This is a genomic window from Pseudomonas sp. TUM25319, from assembly GCF_056388475.1.
Window position 1 is genome coordinate 5494194 of sequence record NZ_CM150751.1, and the last position, 19755, is coordinate 5513948.

The following is a 19755-nucleotide window of genomic DNA, read 5'->3' on the forward strand; positions in this document are numbered from 1 at the left end:
GGACCGACGGTCTCGGCAGCGGGCCCGCAGTTGCGGCATACTTCGCCGCCGAGGAGTACCCACCCGCATGCCAGAGCTGCTCACATCCCGCGTCGAAGACTGCTACAAGCAAGCCGAAGCCTTTTTCAAGCGTCCCTTCCAGCGTCCCGAGGTCAGCTTCAAGCTGCGCGGGCAGAAGGCCGGCGTCGCGCATCTGCACGAGAACCTGCTGCGTTTCAACCTGCAGCTGTACCGCGAGAACAGCGAAGACTTCCTGCGCCAGACCGTCGCCCATGAAGTCGCCCACATGATCGCCCACCAGTTGTTCGGCGAGCGCATCCAGCCCCACGGCGAGGAATGGCAACTGATCATGCGCGGCGTCTACGAGTTGCCGCCCAACCGCTGCCACAACTATGACGTCAAGCGCCGCACCGTGACCCGCTACATCTATCGATGCCCCTGCCCTGGCAGCGACTTCCCGTTCTCCGCGCAGCGCCACGGCCTGGTGCGCAAGGGCCGCCGCTACCTGTGCCGCAAATGCCGGCAGACGCTGGTGTTCAGCGGCGAAACCCGTCTGGAATGAAACCGGCCGGTGCGGGCCTGTGCACGGGCTAACTCATCACGATTCGTGAAGCAAGACATTCCATTATCCCAATTGATGCGTTATTCGCATTGAATGATGCTTTCCGGCAGGCCGGTCCTCCACGCAAGGGCCGCGCACCGATGTCTTCGGACTCGCATAACAATCACGCGCGAGAACTGCCATGAATAGCCCGCGAACCCTCTACGACAAGCACATCGACTCCCACACCGTCTGCACCCTGGACGACCACGGGCATGTGCTGCTGTACATCGACCGCCAGGTCGCCAACGAGTACACCAGCCCGCAGGCCTTCAGCGGCCTGCGCGAAGCCGGGCGCAAGGTGTGGCGGCCGTCGGCGACCCTGTGCGTGGTGGACCACGTCAACCCCACCGCGCCCCGGCGCATCGCGGCCATGCCCGACGCCGGCGGCGCCTTGCAGGTGTCGTACTTCGAGCAGAACTGCCGTGACTTCGGCATCGAGCTGTTCGACGTGCTGGACAAGCGCCAGGGCATCGAGCACGTGGTCGCCCCCGAACAGGGCTTCATCCTGCCGGGCATGGTGGTCGCTGCCGGAGACAGCCACACCACCACCTACGGCGCACTGGGCGCCTTTGGCTTCGGTATCGGCACCTCGGAGATCGAGCACCTGCTGGCCACCCAGACACTGGTGTACAAGCGGCTGAAGACCATGCACGTCCGGGTGTCCGGCGAACTGGGCCTGGGCGTGACGTCGAAGGACATCATCATGGCCCTGATCCGCCGTATCGGCGCGTCCGGCGCCACCGGCTACGCCATCGAGTTCAGCGGCCCGACCATCGACGCCCTCAGCGTCGAGGCGCGCATGACCATCTGCAACATGGCGGTGGAAGCAGGCGCCCGCGGTGCCTTCATGGCCCCGGACGACAAGGTCTTCGCCTACCTCAAGGACAAGCCCCGCGCGCCCCGTGGCGAACTGTGGGAACAGGCGGTGGCGCGCTGGCGCGAGCTGTACAGCGACCCCGGCGCGGTATTCGACGCCGAGGTTGAGCTGGATGCCGCCGTGCTGGAGCCGATGGTCACCTGGGGCACCAGCCCGGACCAGGCCGCGCCGATCGGCGAATTGGTGCCAGACCCGAGCCTTGAAAGCGACCTGATCCGTCGCCAGGACCTGCAACGGGCCCTGCGCTACATGGGCCTGGAGCCCGGCGCGCGGCTGGACCGGATCAGTATCAGCCATGCTTTCATCGGCTCCTGCACCAATGCCCGCATCGAAGACCTGCGCGACGCCGCCCGCGTGGTGCGGGGGCGCAAGGTCGCGGCCCATGTGCGGGCGATGATCGTGCCCGGCTCGACCCTGGTGCGCGACCAGGCGGAAGCCGAGGGCCTGGCCCGCATCTTCCGCGAAGCCGGGTTCGAGTGGCGGCAGTCCGGCTGCTCCATGTGCCTGGCCATGAACGACGACGTGCTCAGCCCCGGCGACCGCTGCGCCTCCAGCACCAACCGCAACTTCGAAGGCCGCCAGGGCGCCGGGGCGCGGACCCACCTGATGAGCCCGGCGATGGTCGCCGCCGCTGCGGTCAGCGGTTACCTGACCGACGTTCGCCACTTTGCCCTGGAGGCCTGACATGCAACCTTTCGATAGCGTCTGCGGCACTGCCGCGCCCCTGCTGGCGGCCAACGTCGACACCGACGTGATCATGCCCAAGCAGTTCCTCAAGGGCATCGACCGCGCCGGCCTGGACCGCGGCGTGTTCTTCGACCTGCGCTTTCTCGCCGACGGCCAGCCGAACCCGGAGTTCGTGCTCAATCAGAAACCGTGGGCGTGGTCGCGCTTCCTGGTGGTGGGGCCGAACTTCGGCTGTGGCTCCAGCCGCGAGCATGCGGTGTGGGGGCTCAAGCAACTGGGCATCCGCGCCCTGATCGGCAGCAGCTTTGCCGGGATTTTCTTCGACAACTGCCAGCGCAACGGTGTGCTGCTGATCCAGTTGCCCGAGGCCAGGGTGCAGGAGATTGGTCGACTGGTGAGCAATGGCGACGATGCCGAGCTGTGCATCGACCTGCCGGCCCAGGAAATTCGCCTGCGCAACGGGCAGAGCATCCCGTTCGACATCGATCCGCTGCGCAAGGAGGCGCTGGTGCTGGGGCTGGATGCGATTGGCAGCACCTTGCAGCGCACGGCGCAGATCCGGGAGTTCGAGGCGGGGCATTTGCAGAGGAATCCCTGGCTGGCCTGATGAATCTTTATTGACTGTCCCGGCCTCATCGCTGGTAAGCCAGCTCCCACACATTGGGTCTGGCGCCTGGCTGGATAACCTGTGGGAGCCGGCGTTGCCGGCGATGAGGCCCGAGAAAACCCTACCGATCCCGCAGGTACCGCTCCAGAAACTCCACACACACCCGCAGCTTGGCCGAATCCGATAGCCGCGTCGGATACACCGCCCAGATGTTCGCACTCTGGCTGTATTCATGCAGCACCTGCACCAGGCGCCCCTGTTCCAGCAGCGGCTGCACGTCCCATTGCGATCGCAACAGGATGCCCTTCCCGCCCAGTGCCCACTGCAGCACGATCTCGCCATTGTTCGACGACAGCGCCCCGCTGACCCGCACCGACTCCTGCCGCCCACCACTCTCCAGGTGCCACACGCCGAACGGGTTGTTGCGCTCCTTGAGCACCAGGCAGTCGTGCTCGTCGAGGTCTTTCAACGTCTTCGGCGTACCGCGGGCAGCCAGGTAGTCCGGCGTGGCACACAGCACCCGGTGGTTGCTCACCAGCTTGCGGCTGATGTGCTGGCCGGGGATGTCGTCGCCCACGCGGATCTCCAGGTCGAAGCCTTCGGCGACGATGTCCACCACCCGGTCGAACACGTCGAGGCGCACTTCCAGGCCGGGGTACAGCGAGCTGAGTTCGGCGATGGCCGGCGCCACATGGTTGCGGCCAAAACCGAAGCTGCTGCAGATGTGCAGCATGCCCCGGGGCGCTTTGCGCGCTTCGGTCAGCTCACCGACGAAGTCGTCCAGGTCATCGAGGATGCGGATCGCCCAGCGCTGGGTGCGCTCGCCCGCCTCGGTCAGGGCAATGCGCCGGGTGGTGCGGTGCAGCAGCCGGGTCCGCAGTGTCTCTTCGAGGATGCGGATGCGCTTGCTGACATAGGCCGGTGACTGCCCAAGCTCGTCGGCAGCCCCGGCGAAGCTGGCTTTGCGGATGACCGTGAGGAACACACGGAGGTCTTCGGGCAACGGGGATTCGATACGAAGTGTGTTCATAGCTCTTATGGTTCGCGCGTTTATTCCACCAAACGCGAAGGATAGCATTCCTCCATCGATGCTCCGAGCCGCGGATTCGGCGCATCGCCTTCTCCTCCTACAACAACAAACAGAGGAAAAACCATGAGCCTGGTTTCCGATTCCGCGGTGGCGCACGACGACACCGCCACCTCTCCGCTGCGCCGACTGCTGCGTTACGAAATCGGCGTGATTCCGCTGCCGTACTTCATCGGCATCGCCCTCACCGTGTTTCTCTCGGCCCACTTCGGCCTGCTGCCGAAGACCATGATCGGCGGCCTCGCCGTGATCATGACCATGGGCGTGTTCTTCGGCCAGATCGGCCAGCGCCTGCCGATCCTCAAGGAAATCGGTGGCGGCGCCATCCTCTGCCTGATGCTGCCGTCGGTGCTGGTGTTCTATGGCTTCTTCGGCAGCACCACCATCGACGCGACGAAGATGCTGATGAAGGATGCCAACTTCCTCTACTTCGTCATCGCCAGCCTGGTGGTGGGCAGCATCCTCGGCATGAACCGCTTCATCCTGGTCCAGGGCATGGTGCGCATGTTCGTGCCGCTGGTGGTGGGCACCCTGGCCGCAGTGGCGGCCGGGCTGCTGGTGGGCACGCTGTTCGGCTACAGCGTCTACCACACCTTCTTCTTCATCATCGTGCCGATCATTGGCGGCGGCATCGGCGAGGGCATCCTGCCGCTGTCGCTGGCCTATTCGGCGATCCTCGGCGGCAGCCCCGACCAGTACGTGGCACAACTGGTACCGGCGGCGGTGGTGGGCAATATCGTCGCGATTATCTGCGCCGGCGTGCTGGCCCGCCTGGCCCTGCGCAAACCGCACCTGAACGGCAACGGCATGCTGATCCGGGCCCGGGAAGAGAACGACCTGTTTCGCGAACAGGAAGACAAGAGCGCCGGGATCGACTTCCGCTACATGGGCGCTGGCGTGCTGGTGATCTGCGCCTTCTTCATCCTCGGCGGCCTGCTGGAGAAAGTGGTGCACATCCCCGGGCCGGTGATGATGATCCTGGTGGCGGTGCTGTTCAAATACCTGCAAGTGCTGCCAGCCCGTCTGGAAGATGGCAGCAAGGCGTTCTACAAGCTGGTGTCCACGGCCTTCATCTGGCCGGTGATGATCGGCCTGGGCATGCTCTACGTACCGCTGGACAGCGTGGTCAAGGTGTTCTCGGTGGGCTACGTGGTGGTCTGCGCCTCGGTGGTGATCGCCATGACCCTGGCGGGCTTCCTGATTGGCAACCTGCTGAAGATGTTCCCTATCGAGTCGGCCATCGTCACCTGCTGCCACAGCGGCCTGGGCGGCACGGGTGACGTGGCGATCCTGTCGGCGTCCAGCCGCATGGCGCTGATGCCCTTCGCACAGATCTCCACGCGCATCGGTGGGGCTTCGACGGTGATCCTGGCGACCCTGCTGCTGGGGTTGTTCCACTGAAAAAAGAAGCGGCAAGTTGCAAGCTGCAAGCTGCAAGCTGCAAGAAAGAGCACTCGGCGTCGCAGCGATGCTTCTCTTACAGCTTGAAGCTTGAAACTTGAAGCAAAAAAAACCCATCCGAAGATGGGTTTTTTCAACAGGCGACAGGCTTAGCGAACAGCCGGGCCTTCCTGCACGCCCAGGTCATCGACAGGACGGCTTTCGATGATCGGCGAACCACCGGAAGCCAGCTCTTTCTGCAGCGTCTTGTTGTCCAGTTCACCAACCCACTTGGCCACAACCACGGTGGCAACGGCGTTGCCGATCAGGTTGGTCAGGGCACGGGCTTCGGACATGAAGCGGTCGATACCAAGGATCAGCGCCAGGCCGGCAACCGGCAGGTGGCCGACGGCGGACAGGGTGGCCGCCAGGACGATGAAGCCCGAACCGGTGACGCCGGCAGCACCTTTGGAGGCAACCAGGAGCACCAGCAACAGGGTGATCTGGTGGGTGATGTCCATGGTGGTGTCGGTGGCCTGGGCGATGAACACCGCAGCCATGGTCAGGTAGATCGAGGTACCGTCAAGGTTGAACGAGTAGCCGGTCGGGATCACCAGGCCAACCACGGATTTCTTGGCGCCCAGGCGCTCCATCTTGGTCAGCATGCGTGGCAGGGCGGATTCCGAGGAGGACGTACCCAGCACGATCATCAGTTCTTCACGGATGTAGCGGATCAGCTTGAGGACGCTGAAGCCATGGGCACGGGCGATACCGCCGAGGATCACCAGGATGAACAGCAGGCAGGTGATGTAGAAGCACGCCATCAGGTAGCCCAGCTGTACCAGCGAGCCAACGCCGTACTGGCCGATGGTGAAGGCCATGGCACCGAAGGCACCGACCGGGGCCAGCTTCATGATCATGTTGATGATGTTGAACATGACATGGGCGAAGCGGTCGATCAGGTCCAGCACCGGACGACCGTAGGCGCCGAGGCGATGCAGGGCGAAGCCGAAGATCACCGAGAACATCAGCACTTGCAGGATGTCGCCGTTGGCGAAGGCACCGACTACGGTGCTGGGGATGATGTTCAGCAGGAAGCCGACGGTGGTCTGCTGCGCGCCGGCGGCGGCGTAGGCGGCCACGCTGCTGGCGTTCAGGGTGTTGACGTCGATGTGCATGCCGGCGCCCGGCTTGACGACGTTGACCACGACCAGACCGATGATCAGGGCGATGGTGGAGACGATTTCGAAGTACAGCAGCGCGTAGCCGCCGGTCTTGCCCACCGACTTCATGCTCTGCATGCCGGCGATACCACTCACCACGGTGCAGAAGATGATGGGGGCGATGACCATCTTGATCAGTTTGACGAAGCCGTCACCCAGTGGCTTGAGGGCCACGCCGGTTTCGGGAAAGTAGTGACCCAGCAGGATACCGATGGTGATAGCGACCAGCACCTGGATATACAGCGATTTGTACAGTGGCTGACGGGTTGTCGTCATGGCTAGTTCCTCAAGGGTACCGCGGCGTCCTTCCCAGGACGTGGGTACCTGAATCGCGAACCCTCCTGCACTGGAGGGATTTGTTGTGTCGAGCTGCGTGGCAGAACTCTGCGAGCTTCATAGCAAGCGTGATGCCAATTTGCGCTTTCGCGGTGCAGAGCCCGGTTTCATTGGGTTTTCTCGCACAAACAGAGGGCATGCCGGTCGATCGAGGTTGGCGGATTTCCGCCCGTGGCGGTTTTTGAACCGGGATAGATGGCGGTAATCCGCCCACAGGACGTAGGGGAAATGGCTGACAGGCGAAATCCCGCCGCCTGTCAGTCGAGGGGAAAGTCGATGCGGAAGGCCGCCCCGCCCAGCGGCGAATCACCGAGGGTCAGGCGCGCGTCATAGCTGTCGATGATGTCCTTGGCCACCGCCAGGCCGATGCCTTGCCCGGGGTACTGGCGATCGAGCCGTTCGCCTCGCTTGAGAATGCGCTCGCGCTGGTCCGCTGGCACGCCGGGGCCATCATCCTCGATGCACAGCTGCAGATGCCCGGCCTCGTCGTGGCCGAGGCTGATGCGCACCCGCCCCAGGCACAGCCGCCAGGCGTTTTCCAGCAGGTTGCCAAGCAGTTCGAGCAAGGCGCCCTGCTCCATCGGCACCCGGGCATCGCTGGCCATGGCGTATTCAACCTGTACGTCCTTTTCCCGGTAGACCTTGGCCAGGGTCCCACACAGGCTTTCCAGCAACGGCTGCAGACGCACCTGGTGCCGAACCAGGCCGCTCTTGCGCAGGCTGGCGCGCTGCAACTGGTAGTCGATCTGCTGGCTCATGCGCTCGATCTGGCTGCGCAACACCCGCGACTGCTCGCGGTCTTCGGGACGCTGCCCCAGGTTCTCGCTCACCCCTTGCAGGACCGCCAGCGGGGTTTTCAGGCTGTGGGCCAGGTCGCCGAGCGAATCGCGGTAGCGCCCGCGCTGCTCGCGCTCGCTGTGCAGCAGGCGGTTGAGGGAACGGGTCAGGCGCAGCAACTCGCGGGGGTGTTCGCCACTCAGTCCCTCGCGGGCGCCGGATTCGATTTCGTCCAGCTCAACGGTCATGCGGCGCAACGAGCGCAAGCCCCAGGTCAGCCCGGCCCAGAGCAACAGCAGCAAGACCAGCAAGGCCGCGCCGAAGCCGAGATAGAGTTTCTCGCGCAGGCCACTGAGGGTCTGTTCATATTCGCGAAGGGGCTGCAGGGCAACGATGCTGTAGGCCGCGCTGCGACCGCCGAGCAGCTTGACCTCGACGTCGTAGACGAAGAACTCCTCGCCATCGTCCTGGCGGATCCGCGCGAATTCGTTGCCACGGCCGTCGTAGCGTGGCTGGTAGTTGATGTGCTCGTTGGCGGTGGCCCGCGAGCGCCAGACCAGGTTGCCCTGGCGGTCGTAGATGTAGCCGAGCAGACGACTGTCGGGCAAGTTGAAACGCTCGTCCGGCAGCAGTACCGGCATCATCAGCCGGTTGTCTTCGACCCGGGCAGCGGAGATCAGCGTGGTCACGTCCGATGCCAGGCGCTGCTCGATGGATTCCTGCAGGGCCAGGCTGAAGGTTTTCTGCAATGCCGGCAGCAAGGCCAGCATGAACAGCAGCGCCAGCAGCGCCGCCGCCAGCATCAGGCGCAGGCGCAGCGAACGGATCATCGGCAGCGCTCGGTGAACAGGTAGCCGAGGCCGCGCACGGTATCAATCGGTTTGAAGCCGCGATCCCCCTCCAGCTTGCGCCGCAGGCGGCCGACCAGGACTTCGATGACGTTGGGGTCGCGCTCCTCGTCGTCCGGGTACAACTGTTCCATCAGCCGCTCCTTGGCCACCACCTGCTGGTGATGGCGCATCAGGTATTCGAGGATGCGGTATTCGTAGGCGGTCAGCGCCAGCGGCTGTTCGTCCAGCACGGCCTGCTTGCGGTTGAGATCGAGCAGCAGCGGGCCTGCCGTGATGGTCGCCTGGGTGAAGCCGCTGGCGCGGCGCAGCAAGGCGTTCAGGCGGGCTTCCAGCTCCTCGAACTGGAATGGCTTGACCACATAGTCGTCGGCACCGGCGGCCAGGCCCTCGACCTTGTCCTGCCAGTTGCCGCGCGCGGTGAGGATCAGGATCGGAAAGGTCTTGCCCGAGGCCCGCAGGCGGCCGATCAGTTCCAGGCCGCTGATGCCAGGCAGGCCGAGGTCGACCACCGCCAGGTCGAAATTGAACTGCTCGACCTGGTACAGCGCCTCTTCGGCATCGCCCACCGCCTCGACCACATGGCCGCTTTCGTTCAAGCGGCTTTGGAGGTGGTGGCGCAACAGCGCTTCATCCTCGACCACCAACAGTTTCATCACCCTCTCCCCTTGCAGTGCGGTGTGCAGAATAACAGCGAACCGGCCCTGTCGAAGGGCCGGTTGGCAAGGCCAGGCAACCGGTCAGAACCGGTAGTTGGCCGACAGGTAGGTCTGGGCGCTGCTGTCCAGGCGCAGTGCGCCGACCTTGCTGCCGCCACTTTCAGCCAGCTCGGTGGTGGCATTGCTGCGCAGGTAACGGTAGCCCAGCTCTACCGAGGCGTTGTCGCTGACTTGCTGCAACACGCCGCCCTGCAGGCCGACGGCGTAGCCGATGTCGCTGTCGCGGCTGGCGCCCGGCGAATCCTGGGTGAGCTTGGTCAGGCCGGCGGTGGCACCGCCGAACAGTTTGGTGGTGCTGGTGACCGGGTAGAACAGGTCGTAGCTGCCCAGCAGGTTTTCCTGACGCAGCTTGAGGCCGTTGTGAGTGCCCGAGACGTTGTCGTAGGTGGCGTAGTAGCGACCCTGGTCGTTGATCCTGCCCAGGCGCACGCCCCAGGTATCGTCCTTGCCGATGATGCCGTCGCTGTTCAGGTGGCCGACGTTTTCGGTGAGCAACCCGGACTTCTTGACCTTGTCGCTGGTCTGACCGTAGGTGAGGCTGGCGAAGTTATCGTCGGCCTGCACGGCCATGCTTGCACCACAGAATGTCAGGGCGGCCAGCAGGGTGTTGAGGGTTTTCATGGTGATGTACTCCACAATGCTGCGTGGGTTGGGAAATTGAGAGCTAGAGTAAGGACCCGGCCCTGAACCGCCGCTGAACCCGGCCTGAACCTCGGCTGAACGCTTTTCATGTTTCGATCACAGGAGTACCGATCATGCGATTACTGCTGGCTGCCGCACTGCTTGGCGCCGCGGGCCTGGCCCAGGCTGCGGTGCAAACCCGCGAGATTCCCTACCAGGACGCCGACGGCAAGCGCCTGGTTGGCTACTACGCCTACGACGACGCGGTCAAAGGACCGGTGCCGGGCGTCGTCGTGGTGCATGAGTGGTGGGGCCTGAACGACTACGCCAAGCGCCGCGCCCGCGACCTCGCGGCCCTGGGCTACAGCGCCCTGGCCATCGACATGTACGGCGACGGCAAGAACACCGAGCATCCGGCCGATGCCATGGCCTTCATGCAGGCCGCGCTGAAGGACGCGAGTGCGTCGGCCAAGCGCTTCGATGCCGGCGTCGAATTGCTGAAGCTCCAGCCGCAGACCGACAAGAACCGTATCGCCGCGATCGGCTACTGCTTCGGTGGCAAGGTAGTGCTGGACGCTGCCCGGCGCGGCGAACCGCTGGCCGGCGTGGCCAGTTTCCACGGTGCGCTGGCGACCAGCACCCCGGCCACGCCCGGCAGCGTGAAGGCGAAGATCCTGGTGGAGCATGGCGCGGCAGACAGCATGGTCACGCCACAACAGGTGGAGGCGTTCAAGGAAGAGATGAACAAGGCGAATGCACCGTTCGACTTCGTCAGCATCCCGGGCGCCAAGCACGGTTTCACCAACCCGGATGCCGACCGGTTGAGCCACGGCGAACATGGCGGGCCGGACATCGGCTACAACAAGGCGGCAGACGAAAGTTCCTGGGCGGATCTGCAGGCGTTCTTCAAGAAGATCTTTTGAGGGCAGCGGCAAGCTTCAAGCTGCAAGCGGCAAGAAAGAGCAGTCCGCGGTGCTGGAGGTTTCCTGGCTTGGCGCTTGCGGCTTGAAGCTTGCAGCTAGAGGCTTGTGGCCCGGCGCTTTGCGCCTAAAATAGCGGCCATGAACCGACTCCCCGCTTGCTGCTCCCCACTCCAGCACCACTGGCCACTGCCGCGCCCGGTCCCCGGCGCGGTGCTGGTCAGTTGCGCCTTCGACCCGACCCGGCTCGCCAGCGATGATTTCCAGCGCGCCGCCATCGAGCAGACACCCGCCTTGCAACGCTCGGTGGCCAAGCGCCAGGCCGAGTACCTCGCCGGCCGCGCCTGTGCCCGCGCCGCGCTGCAGCGCCTGGATGGTCGCGACTACGTGCCCGCCACCGGCGACGATCGGGCGCCGGTATGGCCTGCGGACATACGCGGCTCCATCACCCACGGCAAGGGCTGGGCCGCCGCCGTGGTGGCCAGGGCCAGCGACTGTGCAGGGCTGGGACTGGATCAGGAAAACCTGCTGGAACACGAGCGCGCCGAACGCCTGGCCAGCGAGATCCTCACGCCGGCCGAGCTGCAACGTCTCGATCCGGCCCGCACCAGCCTCACCGTCACCCTAACCTTCTCGCTCAAGGAAAGCCTGTTCAAGGCGCTCTATCCGCTGGTGCTCAAGCGCTTCTATTTCGAACACGCCGAGGTGCTGGCGTGGAGCGACGACGGTCATGCCCGCCTGCGGCTGCTTACCGATCTGTCGGAGGAATGGCACCACGGGCGCGAGCTGGAAGGACAGTTCGCCGTGAGCGGCGACCAGTTGCTGAGCCTGGTCGCGGTCTGATTCAGGGCAACAGCGGGCAATGCTCGCAGTGCCCGACCCACTCCACTTTGTAGCTCAGGCAGCAGGTCCGTCGCCGGCGACGCCCGGCAGCATCCTCGCCGACGGCGGCGAACAGCGGGCTGTCGAGGTCTTGCAGCCAAGGTTTCGCTGCGTCTCCCGCCACCTGCTCCAGACAATCCCCGGCATTGCCCCAGAGCACTGCTGCCGGTACGCCCCCCAGCCGCGCCAGGCGTTCGATCAGCGGCGGCAGATGCGCATCGATCACCTCGGCAAGCCCGTTCAGTCCATCACCGGCGCCATAGGCCGCTGGCAATCCGCGTGCGTCCAGCTCCACCCGCAGCTCCGCCGACCAGCGCGGCGCGCGCCCTGCCAGCGCTTCGCGCCACAGCAGCATGAAGTAGTACTTGGACCACTGCGACACCAGCACCGGCAATTGCGCCGGCATCAGTTCCGGGCCATAGAGCGCCAGCAACAGACCGTGGAAAGTCTGCGACTCGAACAGCGCGTCCCGCGTCAGCAGGGTCATTGCCCGCCCGCCACCTGCTCGCGGGGCCAGCTCAGGCTGAAGCAGGCCCCGTCCAGGCGCACGCTCTTGCCGATCAGCGCACGGCCGTTATGCCAGTAGATGATCCGCCGCACGATGGACAACCCCAGGCCGTGGCCGCCAGAGGAGCGGGTGCGGCTGTCGTCAAGGCGGGTGAACGGCGTGAAGATGCGGTCCCAGGCGCTTTCCGGCACGCCGGGGCCATCGTCCTCGACGTCGATGCGGCAGCGTTGCAGCCCGAGCTGGTAGCTGAGGATGACCTGGGACTCGGCATGGCGCATGGCATTGCTCACCAGGTTCTGCAGGGCGCGGTGGATGTAGCGCGGCTCGGCCTCGACCCAGGCGCCGTCCTCGCCCCCCTGGCAGGCTCCGCGCAGTACCCGCACCTCGCGGCGCAGCGGCGCCAGCTCGGCGATGACCTGATCAAGCAGCGCGTCCAGGTCGACCCGCTGGAAATGCAGGGCCGGGGCGCCCTGTTCGAGGCGGGCGTACATCAGCATCTCGTCCACCAGCTTGTCGAGGTCCTGGATGTCGTTGTCCATGCCGGCGAGGTGTTTTTCCCGGGTCTGGTCGGTGCTGGCGCTGGCGATCATCTCCAGGCCGAAGCGCAGCCGCGCCACCGGTGTACGCAGCTCGTGGGATACCGCCCGCACCAGTTCGCGCTGGATGGTCAGCGAACGCTGCAGGTGCTCGGCCATGCCATTGAAGGCTTCGGCCAGGCGCCCCACCGAGTCGGCGCCCTGCACCATCACCCGGGTTTCCAGGCTGCCCTGGGCAATCTGCGTGGCGGCCACCTCGACCTTGGACAGGCGCCGCTCCAGTTGCCGCACCAGGAAATAGACCACCAGCCCGATCAGGCTCAAACCGAGGGCAGCGATCAGCACCAGCAGTTGCGTCGGGTAGGGATTCATCTGGTACAGCGGGCCGATTTCCAGCACCCAGGGCGTTCCGGCGATGCCGGCGAACACGCGGATGGAGTCGCCGTCCTTGCCCAGGGCCATCACCGTGTCGCCCTCCTCCACCCGGCGGCGCTGGTCGTCGTCCATGTCGGCGTCGCTCTGGGCGAGCAGGCGCAGGTCGAAACCGAAGCCCTTGCTCTGCTTGAGTTCGGCGAGGCGACGGGCCTGCTCGCTGACCGGATAGCGGATCAACTCATCTACCAGCAGGTAAATGGTGGCGCGGGCCAGTTGCTCGCTGATCTGCTGTACGTCGCCGGTCAGCAACAGGTCCTGCCCCTTGAGCTGGCTGATGACCTTGGCCGCATGGGGACCGGTGTGTTCCACCAGGACCTGGCCACGCTGCAGGCGGGTGCGCTGGCTGCCGTCGATGCCGGCCTCGGCGCTGCTCTGCAACGCCAGCGGAATGCCCAGCAGGCGCTCCCACAGGGCCAGGGCGCGGGTCTGCTCGACCTTGTTCATTCGCGCCAGGTTGTCGGCCATCAGGGTAAAGGTGCCATGGGCCAGGCGCTCGCGGTACTGGCCGGCGCGCACTTCGTTGAGCAGGTGCAGGCTGAGTACGCCGAGCACTGCCACCAGCACCAGCACGCCGAGCATGCCGCCATAGATGCGCAGGAAGATCGAGTTCATTCGGGCAGGCCCATGGCCTCGGCGGCCTCGCGGACGAACAGATAGCCCTTGCCGCGGATGGTCTTGATCATCCGCGGGTGGATCGGGTCATCGCCGATACGCGGGCGGATCCGCGAAATGCGCACGTCGATGGAGCGGTCCTGGCCGTCGTAGCCGACGCCGCGCAGGGAGGTGAAGATTTCTTCCCGGGACAGGATGCGCCCGGCGTTGCTCACCAGCAGCCAGAGCAGGTCGAATTCGGCGCTGGTCAGCTCGATGCCGGCCTCGCCGAGCCAGGCTTCGCGCAGGGTGCTGTCGACCCGCAACGGGCCGAACTGCAGGGCGCGGCGCTCGGCCGGCGCCGCCGGTGGCTCGCTGCGCCGCAGCAACGCGTTGATGCGGGCCAGCAGCAGGCGCGGGCGCACCGGCTTGCAAACATAGTCGTCGGCGCCCATGTCGAGGCCCTGGACCTGGTCGAGGTCATCGCTGCGGGCGGTCAGCATGAGGATCGGCCCGGCGTAGCGCTGGCGCACCTTGCGGCAGATGCTCAGGCCATCTTCGCCGGGCAGCATCAGGTCGAGGATCACCAGGTCGGGCTGCTCGTTGATGATACGCTCCGCCGCTTTTGCACCATCGCCTTCCACATCCACGGCAAAGCCGTTGGCCTGGAGGTACTCGCGGGTCAGTTCGGCGAGACGCTGGTCATCCTCGACGATCAACACCTGACTGCTTTGCTGCTCCACGGGCCACCTCTGCATTTTTGTTATGGGACAACGGGTTGCCATCACCAAAGGGCAACATCGGCTCTGGATACTACGTGGCGTACCTGTGGCTGCCAATCGGTGCACGCGGCCGAGCAATTAGCCTGCCAGACGCGCTTGCCAGGGCCCGGTTTTGTGATAGGGTTCGCGCCCCCGAAAATCCGGCGCTCGCGTTTGTTTACAAGAAAAAACGGCGATGGATGGTTCTGACAGCGCAGGATAAGGCTTACAGCGATTTGTCCCATTTCACTCACAAACTACACACAACTTATCCACAGATCGTCGCCTTGCAATAGGCCCGATACCGCATTATCTTGTATCTCACTCGCAGCAAAACACTACATCTTGGGTTTTACCGATAATCCCCAAGCACAAGTCAAGCGTCAGACTCAAGCCTTAAATGGCTGTTTTTTTGCTTGAACTTAAAGTGATTTCAGCAGCCAAACCGCTCCTGCGGAGGCGACCGATGCAAGCCCTGGAGGGCCTTGTTTCGGGTATGGGTGTTGCAGGCCAGGGCCGCAGCACTCGACAGCAACGGATTTTGGGTTGTCGACCCAAGACTTTTGACTTCGGCCAGGGAGCGGCATGCGAATGCCCCCTTTTCCTGATCTGTCCCGAAGTCGGGTACGCGCCCTGAGCGGCGCGCGAGAGCCTTTGAGCCACGCGCGTGCCAGGTGCCTGTCGGGCTTTTGGATGGAACGGTTGGCGCCCACCCGGCGCCTAAACAAACATAGAGAACGTGGAGACACCCATGCACACCGACACAACTCGCGAGAACCCGCAGGCCAAGGCGCCGCAGGCCGCCGATTCGAATCAGGATCTGGCAGCGACCGCCCCTGGCCAACTGCGCGTGATCAAGCGTAACGGCACTGTCGTCCCCTACACCGACGACAAGATCACCGTAGCCATCACCAAAGCGTTCCTCGCAGTTGAAGGCGGCACCGCCGCCGCCTCGTCGCGCATCCACGATACCGTCGCGCGCCTGACCGAGCAGGTCACCGCCACCTTCAAGCGCCGCATGCCGTCCGGCGGCACCATCCATATCGAAGAGATCCAGGACCAGGTCGAACTGGCCCTGATGCGCGCCGGCGAGCAGAAAGTCGCCCGCGACTACGTGATCTACCGCGACCAGCGTGCCCGCGAGCGCGCTACCCGCAGCAACGGCGAAGCCGTGGTCCAGCCACACCCGAGCATCCGCATCACCCTGGCCGACGGGAGCCTGGCCCCGCTGGACATGAACCGCCTGAACACCATCATCTCCGAGGCCTGCGAAGGCCTGGCCGAAGTCGATGGCGACCTGATCCAGCGCGAAACCCTGAAGAACCTGTACGACGGCGTGGCCATCAAGGACGTCAACACCGCCCTGGTGATGACCGCCCGTACCCTGGTCGAGCGTGAGCCGAACTACTCCTTCGTCACCGCCCGCCTGCTGATGGACACCCTGCGCGCCGAAGCCCTGGGCTTCCTCGACGTCGCCGACAGCGCCACCCACCACGAAATGGCCGACCTGTACGCCAAGGCTCTGCCGGCCTACATCGCCAAGGGTGTCGAGTTCGAACTGCTCGACCCGGCCCTGGCCGGCTTCGACCTGGACCGCATCGGCAAGGCCATCGACCACGAGCGCGACCAGCAATTCACCTACCTGGGCCTGCAGACCCTGTACGACCGCTACTTCATCCACAAGGATGGCGTGCGTTTCGAACTGCCGCAGGTGTTCTTCATGCGCGTCGCCATGGGCCTGGCCCTGGGCGAGAAAGACCGTGAAGCCCGTGCGATCGAGTTCTACAACCTGCTGTCGTCCTTCGACTACATGGCCTCGACCCCGACCCTGTTCAACGCCGGTACCCTGCGTCCACAGCTGTCGAGCTGCTACCTGACCACCGTTCCGGACGACCTGTCGGGCATCTACCACGCGATCCACGACAACGCCATGCTGTCGAAATTCGCCGGTGGCCTGGGCAACGACTGGACCCCGGTGCGCGCGCTGGGCTCCTACATCAAGGGCACCAACGGCAAGTCCCAGGGCGTCGTGCCGTTCCTGAAAGTGGTCAACGACACCGCCGTCGCGGTCAACCAGGGCGGCAAGCGCAAGGGCGCAGTCTGCGCCTACCTGGAAACCTGGCACCTCGACATCGAAGAGTTCATCGAGCTGCGCAAGAACACCGGTGACGATCGTCGTCGTACCCACGACATGAACACCGCCAACTGGATCCCTGACCTGTTCATGAAGCGCGTCTTCGAAGACGGCAAGTGGACCCTGTTCTCGCCATCGGAAGTGCCGGACCTGCACGACCTGACCGGCAAGGCCTTCGAAGAGCGCTACGAGTACTACGAAGCCCTGACCGAGTACAACAAGATCAAGGTGTTCAAGACCATCCAGGCCAAGGACCTGTGGCGCAAGATGCTCTCGATGCTGTTCGAGACCGGCCACCCATGGCTGACCTTCAAGGATCCGTGCAACCTGCGCAGCCCGCAGCAGCACGTGGGCGTGGTCCACAGCTCGAACCTGTGCACCGAGATTACCCTGAACACCAACAAGGACGAGATCGCGGTCTGCAACCTGGGCTCGATCAACCTGCCGAACCACATCGTCGACGGCAAGCTCGACCACGCCAAGCTGCAACGCACCGTGCACACCGCCGTGCGCATGCTCGACAACGTGATCGACATCAACTACTACTCCGTGCCGCAGGCGCGTAACTCGAACCTCAAGCACCGCCCTGTCGGCCTGGGCATCATGGGCTTCCAGGACGCGCTGTACCTGCAGCACATCGCCTACGGTTCCGACGCCGCCGTCGAGTTCGCCGACCGTTCCATGGAAGCGGTCAGCTACTTCGCCATCCAGGCCTCGTGCGACCTGGCCGACGAACGCGGTGCCTACGAGACCTTCGAAGGTTCGCTGTGGTCCAAGGGCATCCTGCCGCTGGATTCGCAACAGATCCTGATCGAAGCCCGTGGCGCCAAGTACATCGACGTCAACCTGGACGAGACCCTGGACTGGGCACCGGTGCGCGAGCGCGTACAGAAAGGTATCCGTAACTCGAACATCATGGCCATCGCGCCGACCGCGACCATCGCCAACATCACCGGCGTATCGCAGTCCATCGAGCCGACCTACCAGAACCTGTACGTGAAATCGAACCTGTCGGGCGAATTCACCGTGATCAACCCGTACCTGGTTCGCGACCTCAAGGCGCGCGGCCTGTGGGACTCGGTCATGATCAACGACCTGAAGTACTACGACGGTTCCGTGCAGCAGATCGAGCGTATCCCGCAAGAGCTGAAAGACCTGTACGCCACGGCGTTCGAAGTGGAAACCAAGTGGATCGTCGACGCCGCCAGCCGTCGCCAGAAGTGGATCGACCAGGCTCAGTCGCTGAACCTGTACATCGCCGGTGCCTCGGGCAAGAAGCTGGACGTGACCTACCGCATGGCCTGGTACCGTGGTCTGAAAACCACCTACTACCTCCGTGCCCTGGCCGCGACCAGCACCGAGAAGTCGACCATCACCACCGGCAAGCTCAACGCCGTGTCCAGCGGTGGCGACAGCAGCGCTCCGGTCCAGGCCCAGGCCGCTCCGGCCGCAGCCCCTGCTCCAGCGCCAGTGCCGAAGGCCTGCGCGATCGACGAGCCGGACTGCGAAGCCTGCCAATAAGGTGATCGCGAGGCTTCCCCCGGGAAGCCTCGTTCCATCCCTACAAAAAGACCGGGGCATCCACTGCTCCGGCCGCCCTCCCCGGGCACCGATTTTTGCGTGCACTGCAGTACCCGAACGCAAGCACCGCAACCAAGATCCACCGGCCATACTGAAAATGGCCCTCAAGCAGGAGACCCACCATGCTGAGTTGGGACGAATTCGACAAAGAAGACGGCGAAGCCCCCGCCAAGTCCGGTAACGCCCAGGCTGCCGCCACCGGCATCGACAAACTCGACAGCGCCGGCGGTGCCGCCGCCCTCGAAGCCCGCGCCGTGACCAGCGCCGACTCGGCTGCCGTGATCCGCGCCAAGGCCGCCCTGGACGACCTCGACATCGCCGAAGGCCTGGCCGAGCTGGAAGGCTCCGCAGCCCGTGTCGCCGTTGACGAAAAGCGCATGATCAACTGCCGCGCCGACCTCAACCAACTGGTCCCGTTCAAGTACGACTGGGCCTGGCAGAAGTACCTGGACGGTTGCGCCAACCACTGGATGCCGCAAGAGGTCAACATGACCGCGGACATCGCCCTGTGGAAGAGCCCGGAAGGCCTGACCGACGACGAGCGTCGCATCGTCATGCGCAACCTCGGCTTCTTCTCCACCGCCGACTCCCTGGTTGCCAACAACCTGGCCCTGGCCGTGTATCGCCTGATCACCAACCCCGAGTGCCGCCAGTACATCCTGCGCCAGGCCTTCGAGGAAGCGATCCACACCCACGCCTACCAGTACTGCATCGAATCGCTGGGCATGGATGAAGGCGAGATCTTCAACATGTACCACGAGATCCCGTCGGTCGCGAAAAAGGCCGCCTGGGGCCTGCGCTACACCCGTTCGATCTCCGATCCGGAATTCGACACCGGCACCGTCGAGACCGACAAGGAACTGCTGCGCAACCTGATCGCCTACTACTGCGTTCTGGAAGGCATCTTCTTCTACTGCGGCTTCACCCAGATCCTGTCCATGGGTCGTCGCAACAAGATGACCGGCGTTGCCGAGCAGTTCCAGTACATCCTGCGTGACGAGTCCATGCACCTGAACTTCGGTATCGACGTGATCAACCAGATCAAGATCGAAAACCCGCACCTGTGGGATGCCGAAATGAAGGAAGAAGCCTCGCAGATGATCCTGCAGGGCACCCAGCTGGAAATCGAATACGCCCGCGACACCATGCCGCGCGGCGTACTGGGTATGAACGCGGCGATGATGGAGGACTACCTCAAGTTCATCGCCAACCGTCGCCTGTCGCAGATCGGTTTGAAGGAAGAGTACCCAGGTACCACCAACCCGTTCCCGTGGATGAGCGAGATCATGGACTTGAAGAAGGAGAAGAACTTCTTCGAGACGCGTGTGATCGAGTATCAGACCGGTGGGGCGTTGAGCTGGGATTGATCGGTCCCGCACGGCTCTATCGAAAAGGCTGCCTTCGGGCAGCCTTTTTTATTTTCAGATCCTGATATGGCGTTTTAAAGTCATCCGACTTTCACGCGCAGCAGTTTTAAGCGAGGGTTTTGGGGCCGCGTTGCGGCCCTTCGCGAGCAAGCTCGCTCCCACAGGTTCAGCATCATCGGGCAAGCATCGGGGTGTTGCTACTGGCCTCATCGCCGGCAAGGCCGGCTCCCACAGGGTGTCGGAGCAGACCTCGCTTTGGTGTTGAGCCAGGCAC

General features: G+C 64.3%; 16 protein-coding genes and 1 pseudogene. 8 read left to right on the forward strand and 9 right to left on the reverse strand.

What is annotated here, in order from left to right:
• Positions 1-67 precede the first annotated feature (67 nt).
• The 3 genes from AC05QJ_RS24830 to leuD all read left to right on the forward strand — a co-directional run bounded on the left by AC05QJ_RS24830 (position 68) and on the right by leuD (position 2775).
• A complete protein-coding gene (locus AC05QJ_RS24830) occupies positions 68-562 on the forward strand; it encodes a SprT family zinc-dependent metalloprotease (protein WP_476743887.1) in 495 nt (164 codons plus the stop codon).
• Between the two features lie 181 nt (positions 563-743).
• The gene (gene leuC, locus AC05QJ_RS24835) at positions 744-2165 is read left to right on the forward strand and encodes a 3-isopropylmalate dehydratase large subunit (RefSeq protein WP_476743888.1); all 1422 of its coding nucleotides are present in this window, start codon (positions 744-746) and stop codon (positions 2163-2165) included.
• Between the two features lies 1 nt (position 2166).
• A complete protein-coding gene (gene leuD, locus AC05QJ_RS24840; protein ID WP_476743889.1) occupies positions 2167-2775 on the forward strand; it encodes a 3-isopropylmalate dehydratase small subunit in 609 nt (202 codons plus the stop codon).
• 121 nt (positions 2776-2896) lie between these two features.
• Here the strand turns inward: leuD and ttdR are convergent, their stop codons facing one another.
• Entirely contained in the window at positions 2897-3805 is a 909-nt protein-coding gene (gene ttdR / locus AC05QJ_RS24845) for an L-tartrate utilization transcriptional activator TtdR (protein WP_476743890.1), read from the reverse strand.
• Between the two features lie 123 nt (positions 3806-3928).
• On the opposite strand from ttdR, the gene AC05QJ_RS24850 reads away from it, so the two are divergent.
• Positions 3929-5263 (forward strand): 2-hydroxycarboxylate transporter family protein, encoded by a 1335-nt coding sequence (locus AC05QJ_RS24850; protein WP_476743891.1) that lies wholly within the window; start codon positions 3929-3931, stop codon positions 5261-5263.
• A gap of 149 nt (positions 5264-5412) precedes the next feature.
• Here the strand turns inward: AC05QJ_RS24850 and AC05QJ_RS24855 are convergent, their stop codons facing one another.
• From AC05QJ_RS24855 to AC05QJ_RS24870, 4 genes are all read right to left on the reverse strand, one after another.
• On the reverse strand, positions 5413-6741 hold the full coding sequence (locus tag AC05QJ_RS24855; RefSeq protein ID WP_476743892.1) for a dicarboxylate/amino acid:cation symporter: 1329 nt from the start codon (positions 6739-6741) through the stop codon (positions 5413-5415).
• 317 nt (positions 6742-7058) lie between these two features.
• Positions 7059-8408: an ATP-binding protein gene (locus AC05QJ_RS24860; protein ID WP_476743893.1), complete on the reverse strand. Its 1350-nt coding sequence runs from the start codon at positions 8406-8408 to the stop codon at positions 7059-7061.
• Entirely contained in the window at positions 8405-9082 is a 678-nt protein-coding gene (locus tag AC05QJ_RS24865) for a response regulator (protein WP_476743894.1), read from the reverse strand. The genes AC05QJ_RS24860 and AC05QJ_RS24865 overlap by 4 nt, the downstream gene beginning before the upstream one ends.
• A gap of 84 nt (positions 9083-9166) precedes the next feature.
• Entirely contained in the window at positions 9167-9766 is a 600-nt protein-coding gene (locus tag AC05QJ_RS24870; RefSeq protein WP_476743895.1) for a hypothetical protein, read from the reverse strand.
• A 134-nt stretch (positions 9767-9900) separates the two neighbouring features.
• Between AC05QJ_RS24870 and AC05QJ_RS24875 the strand changes: the two genes are divergently transcribed.
• Both AC05QJ_RS24875 and AC05QJ_RS24880 read left to right on the forward strand, forming a co-directional pair.
• Positions 9901-10689 (forward strand): dienelactone hydrolase family protein, encoded by a 789-nt coding sequence (locus AC05QJ_RS24875; RefSeq protein ID WP_476743896.1) that lies wholly within the window; start codon positions 9901-9903, stop codon positions 10687-10689.
• A 138-nt stretch (positions 10690-10827) separates the two neighbouring features.
• Positions 10828-11529 (forward strand): 4'-phosphopantetheinyl transferase family protein, encoded by a 702-nt coding sequence (locus AC05QJ_RS24880; RefSeq protein ID WP_476743897.1) that lies wholly within the window; start codon positions 10828-10830, stop codon positions 11527-11529.
• Between the two features lies 1 nt (position 11530).
• Here AC05QJ_RS24880 and AC05QJ_RS24885 read toward each other — a convergent pair whose 3' ends face one another.
• From AC05QJ_RS24885 to AC05QJ_RS24900, 4 genes and pseudogenes are all read right to left on the reverse strand, one after another.
• On the reverse strand, positions 11531-11923 hold the full coding sequence (locus AC05QJ_RS24885; RefSeq protein WP_476748004.1) for a (2Fe-2S)-binding protein: 393 nt from the start codon (positions 11921-11923) through the stop codon (positions 11531-11533).
• Positions 11917-12004 (reverse strand): annotated as a pseudogene (locus tag AC05QJ_RS24890) (siderophore-iron reductase FhuF); the annotation flags it as partial. The gene AC05QJ_RS24885 and the pseudogene AC05QJ_RS24890, both read right to left, overlap by 7 nt.
• Positions 12005-12051: 47 nt before the next feature.
• Positions 12052-13659: an ATP-binding protein gene (locus AC05QJ_RS24895; protein WP_476743898.1), complete on the reverse strand. Its 1608-nt coding sequence runs from the start codon at positions 13657-13659 to the stop codon at positions 12052-12054.
• Positions 13656-14381, reverse strand: coding sequence for a response regulator (locus AC05QJ_RS24900; RefSeq protein WP_476743899.1), 726 nt, complete (start codon positions 14379-14381; stop codon positions 13656-13658). The genes AC05QJ_RS24895 and AC05QJ_RS24900 overlap by 4 nt, the downstream gene beginning before the upstream one ends.
• Before the next feature lie 769 nt (positions 14382-15150).
• Between AC05QJ_RS24900 and AC05QJ_RS24905 the strand changes: the two genes are divergently transcribed.
• Entirely contained in the window at positions 15151-18054 is a 2904-nt protein-coding gene (locus AC05QJ_RS24905) for a ribonucleoside-diphosphate reductase subunit alpha (RefSeq protein WP_476743900.1), read from the forward strand.
• 182 nt (positions 18055-18236) lie between these two features.
• Positions 18237-19481 carry a ribonucleotide-diphosphate reductase subunit beta gene (locus AC05QJ_RS24910; RefSeq protein WP_476743901.1) on the forward strand — a complete coding sequence of 415 codons (1245 nt, stop codon included), beginning with the start codon at positions 18237-18239 and terminating at the stop codon, positions 19479-19481.
• The last annotated feature ends 274 nt before the right edge of the window (positions 19482-19755 follow it).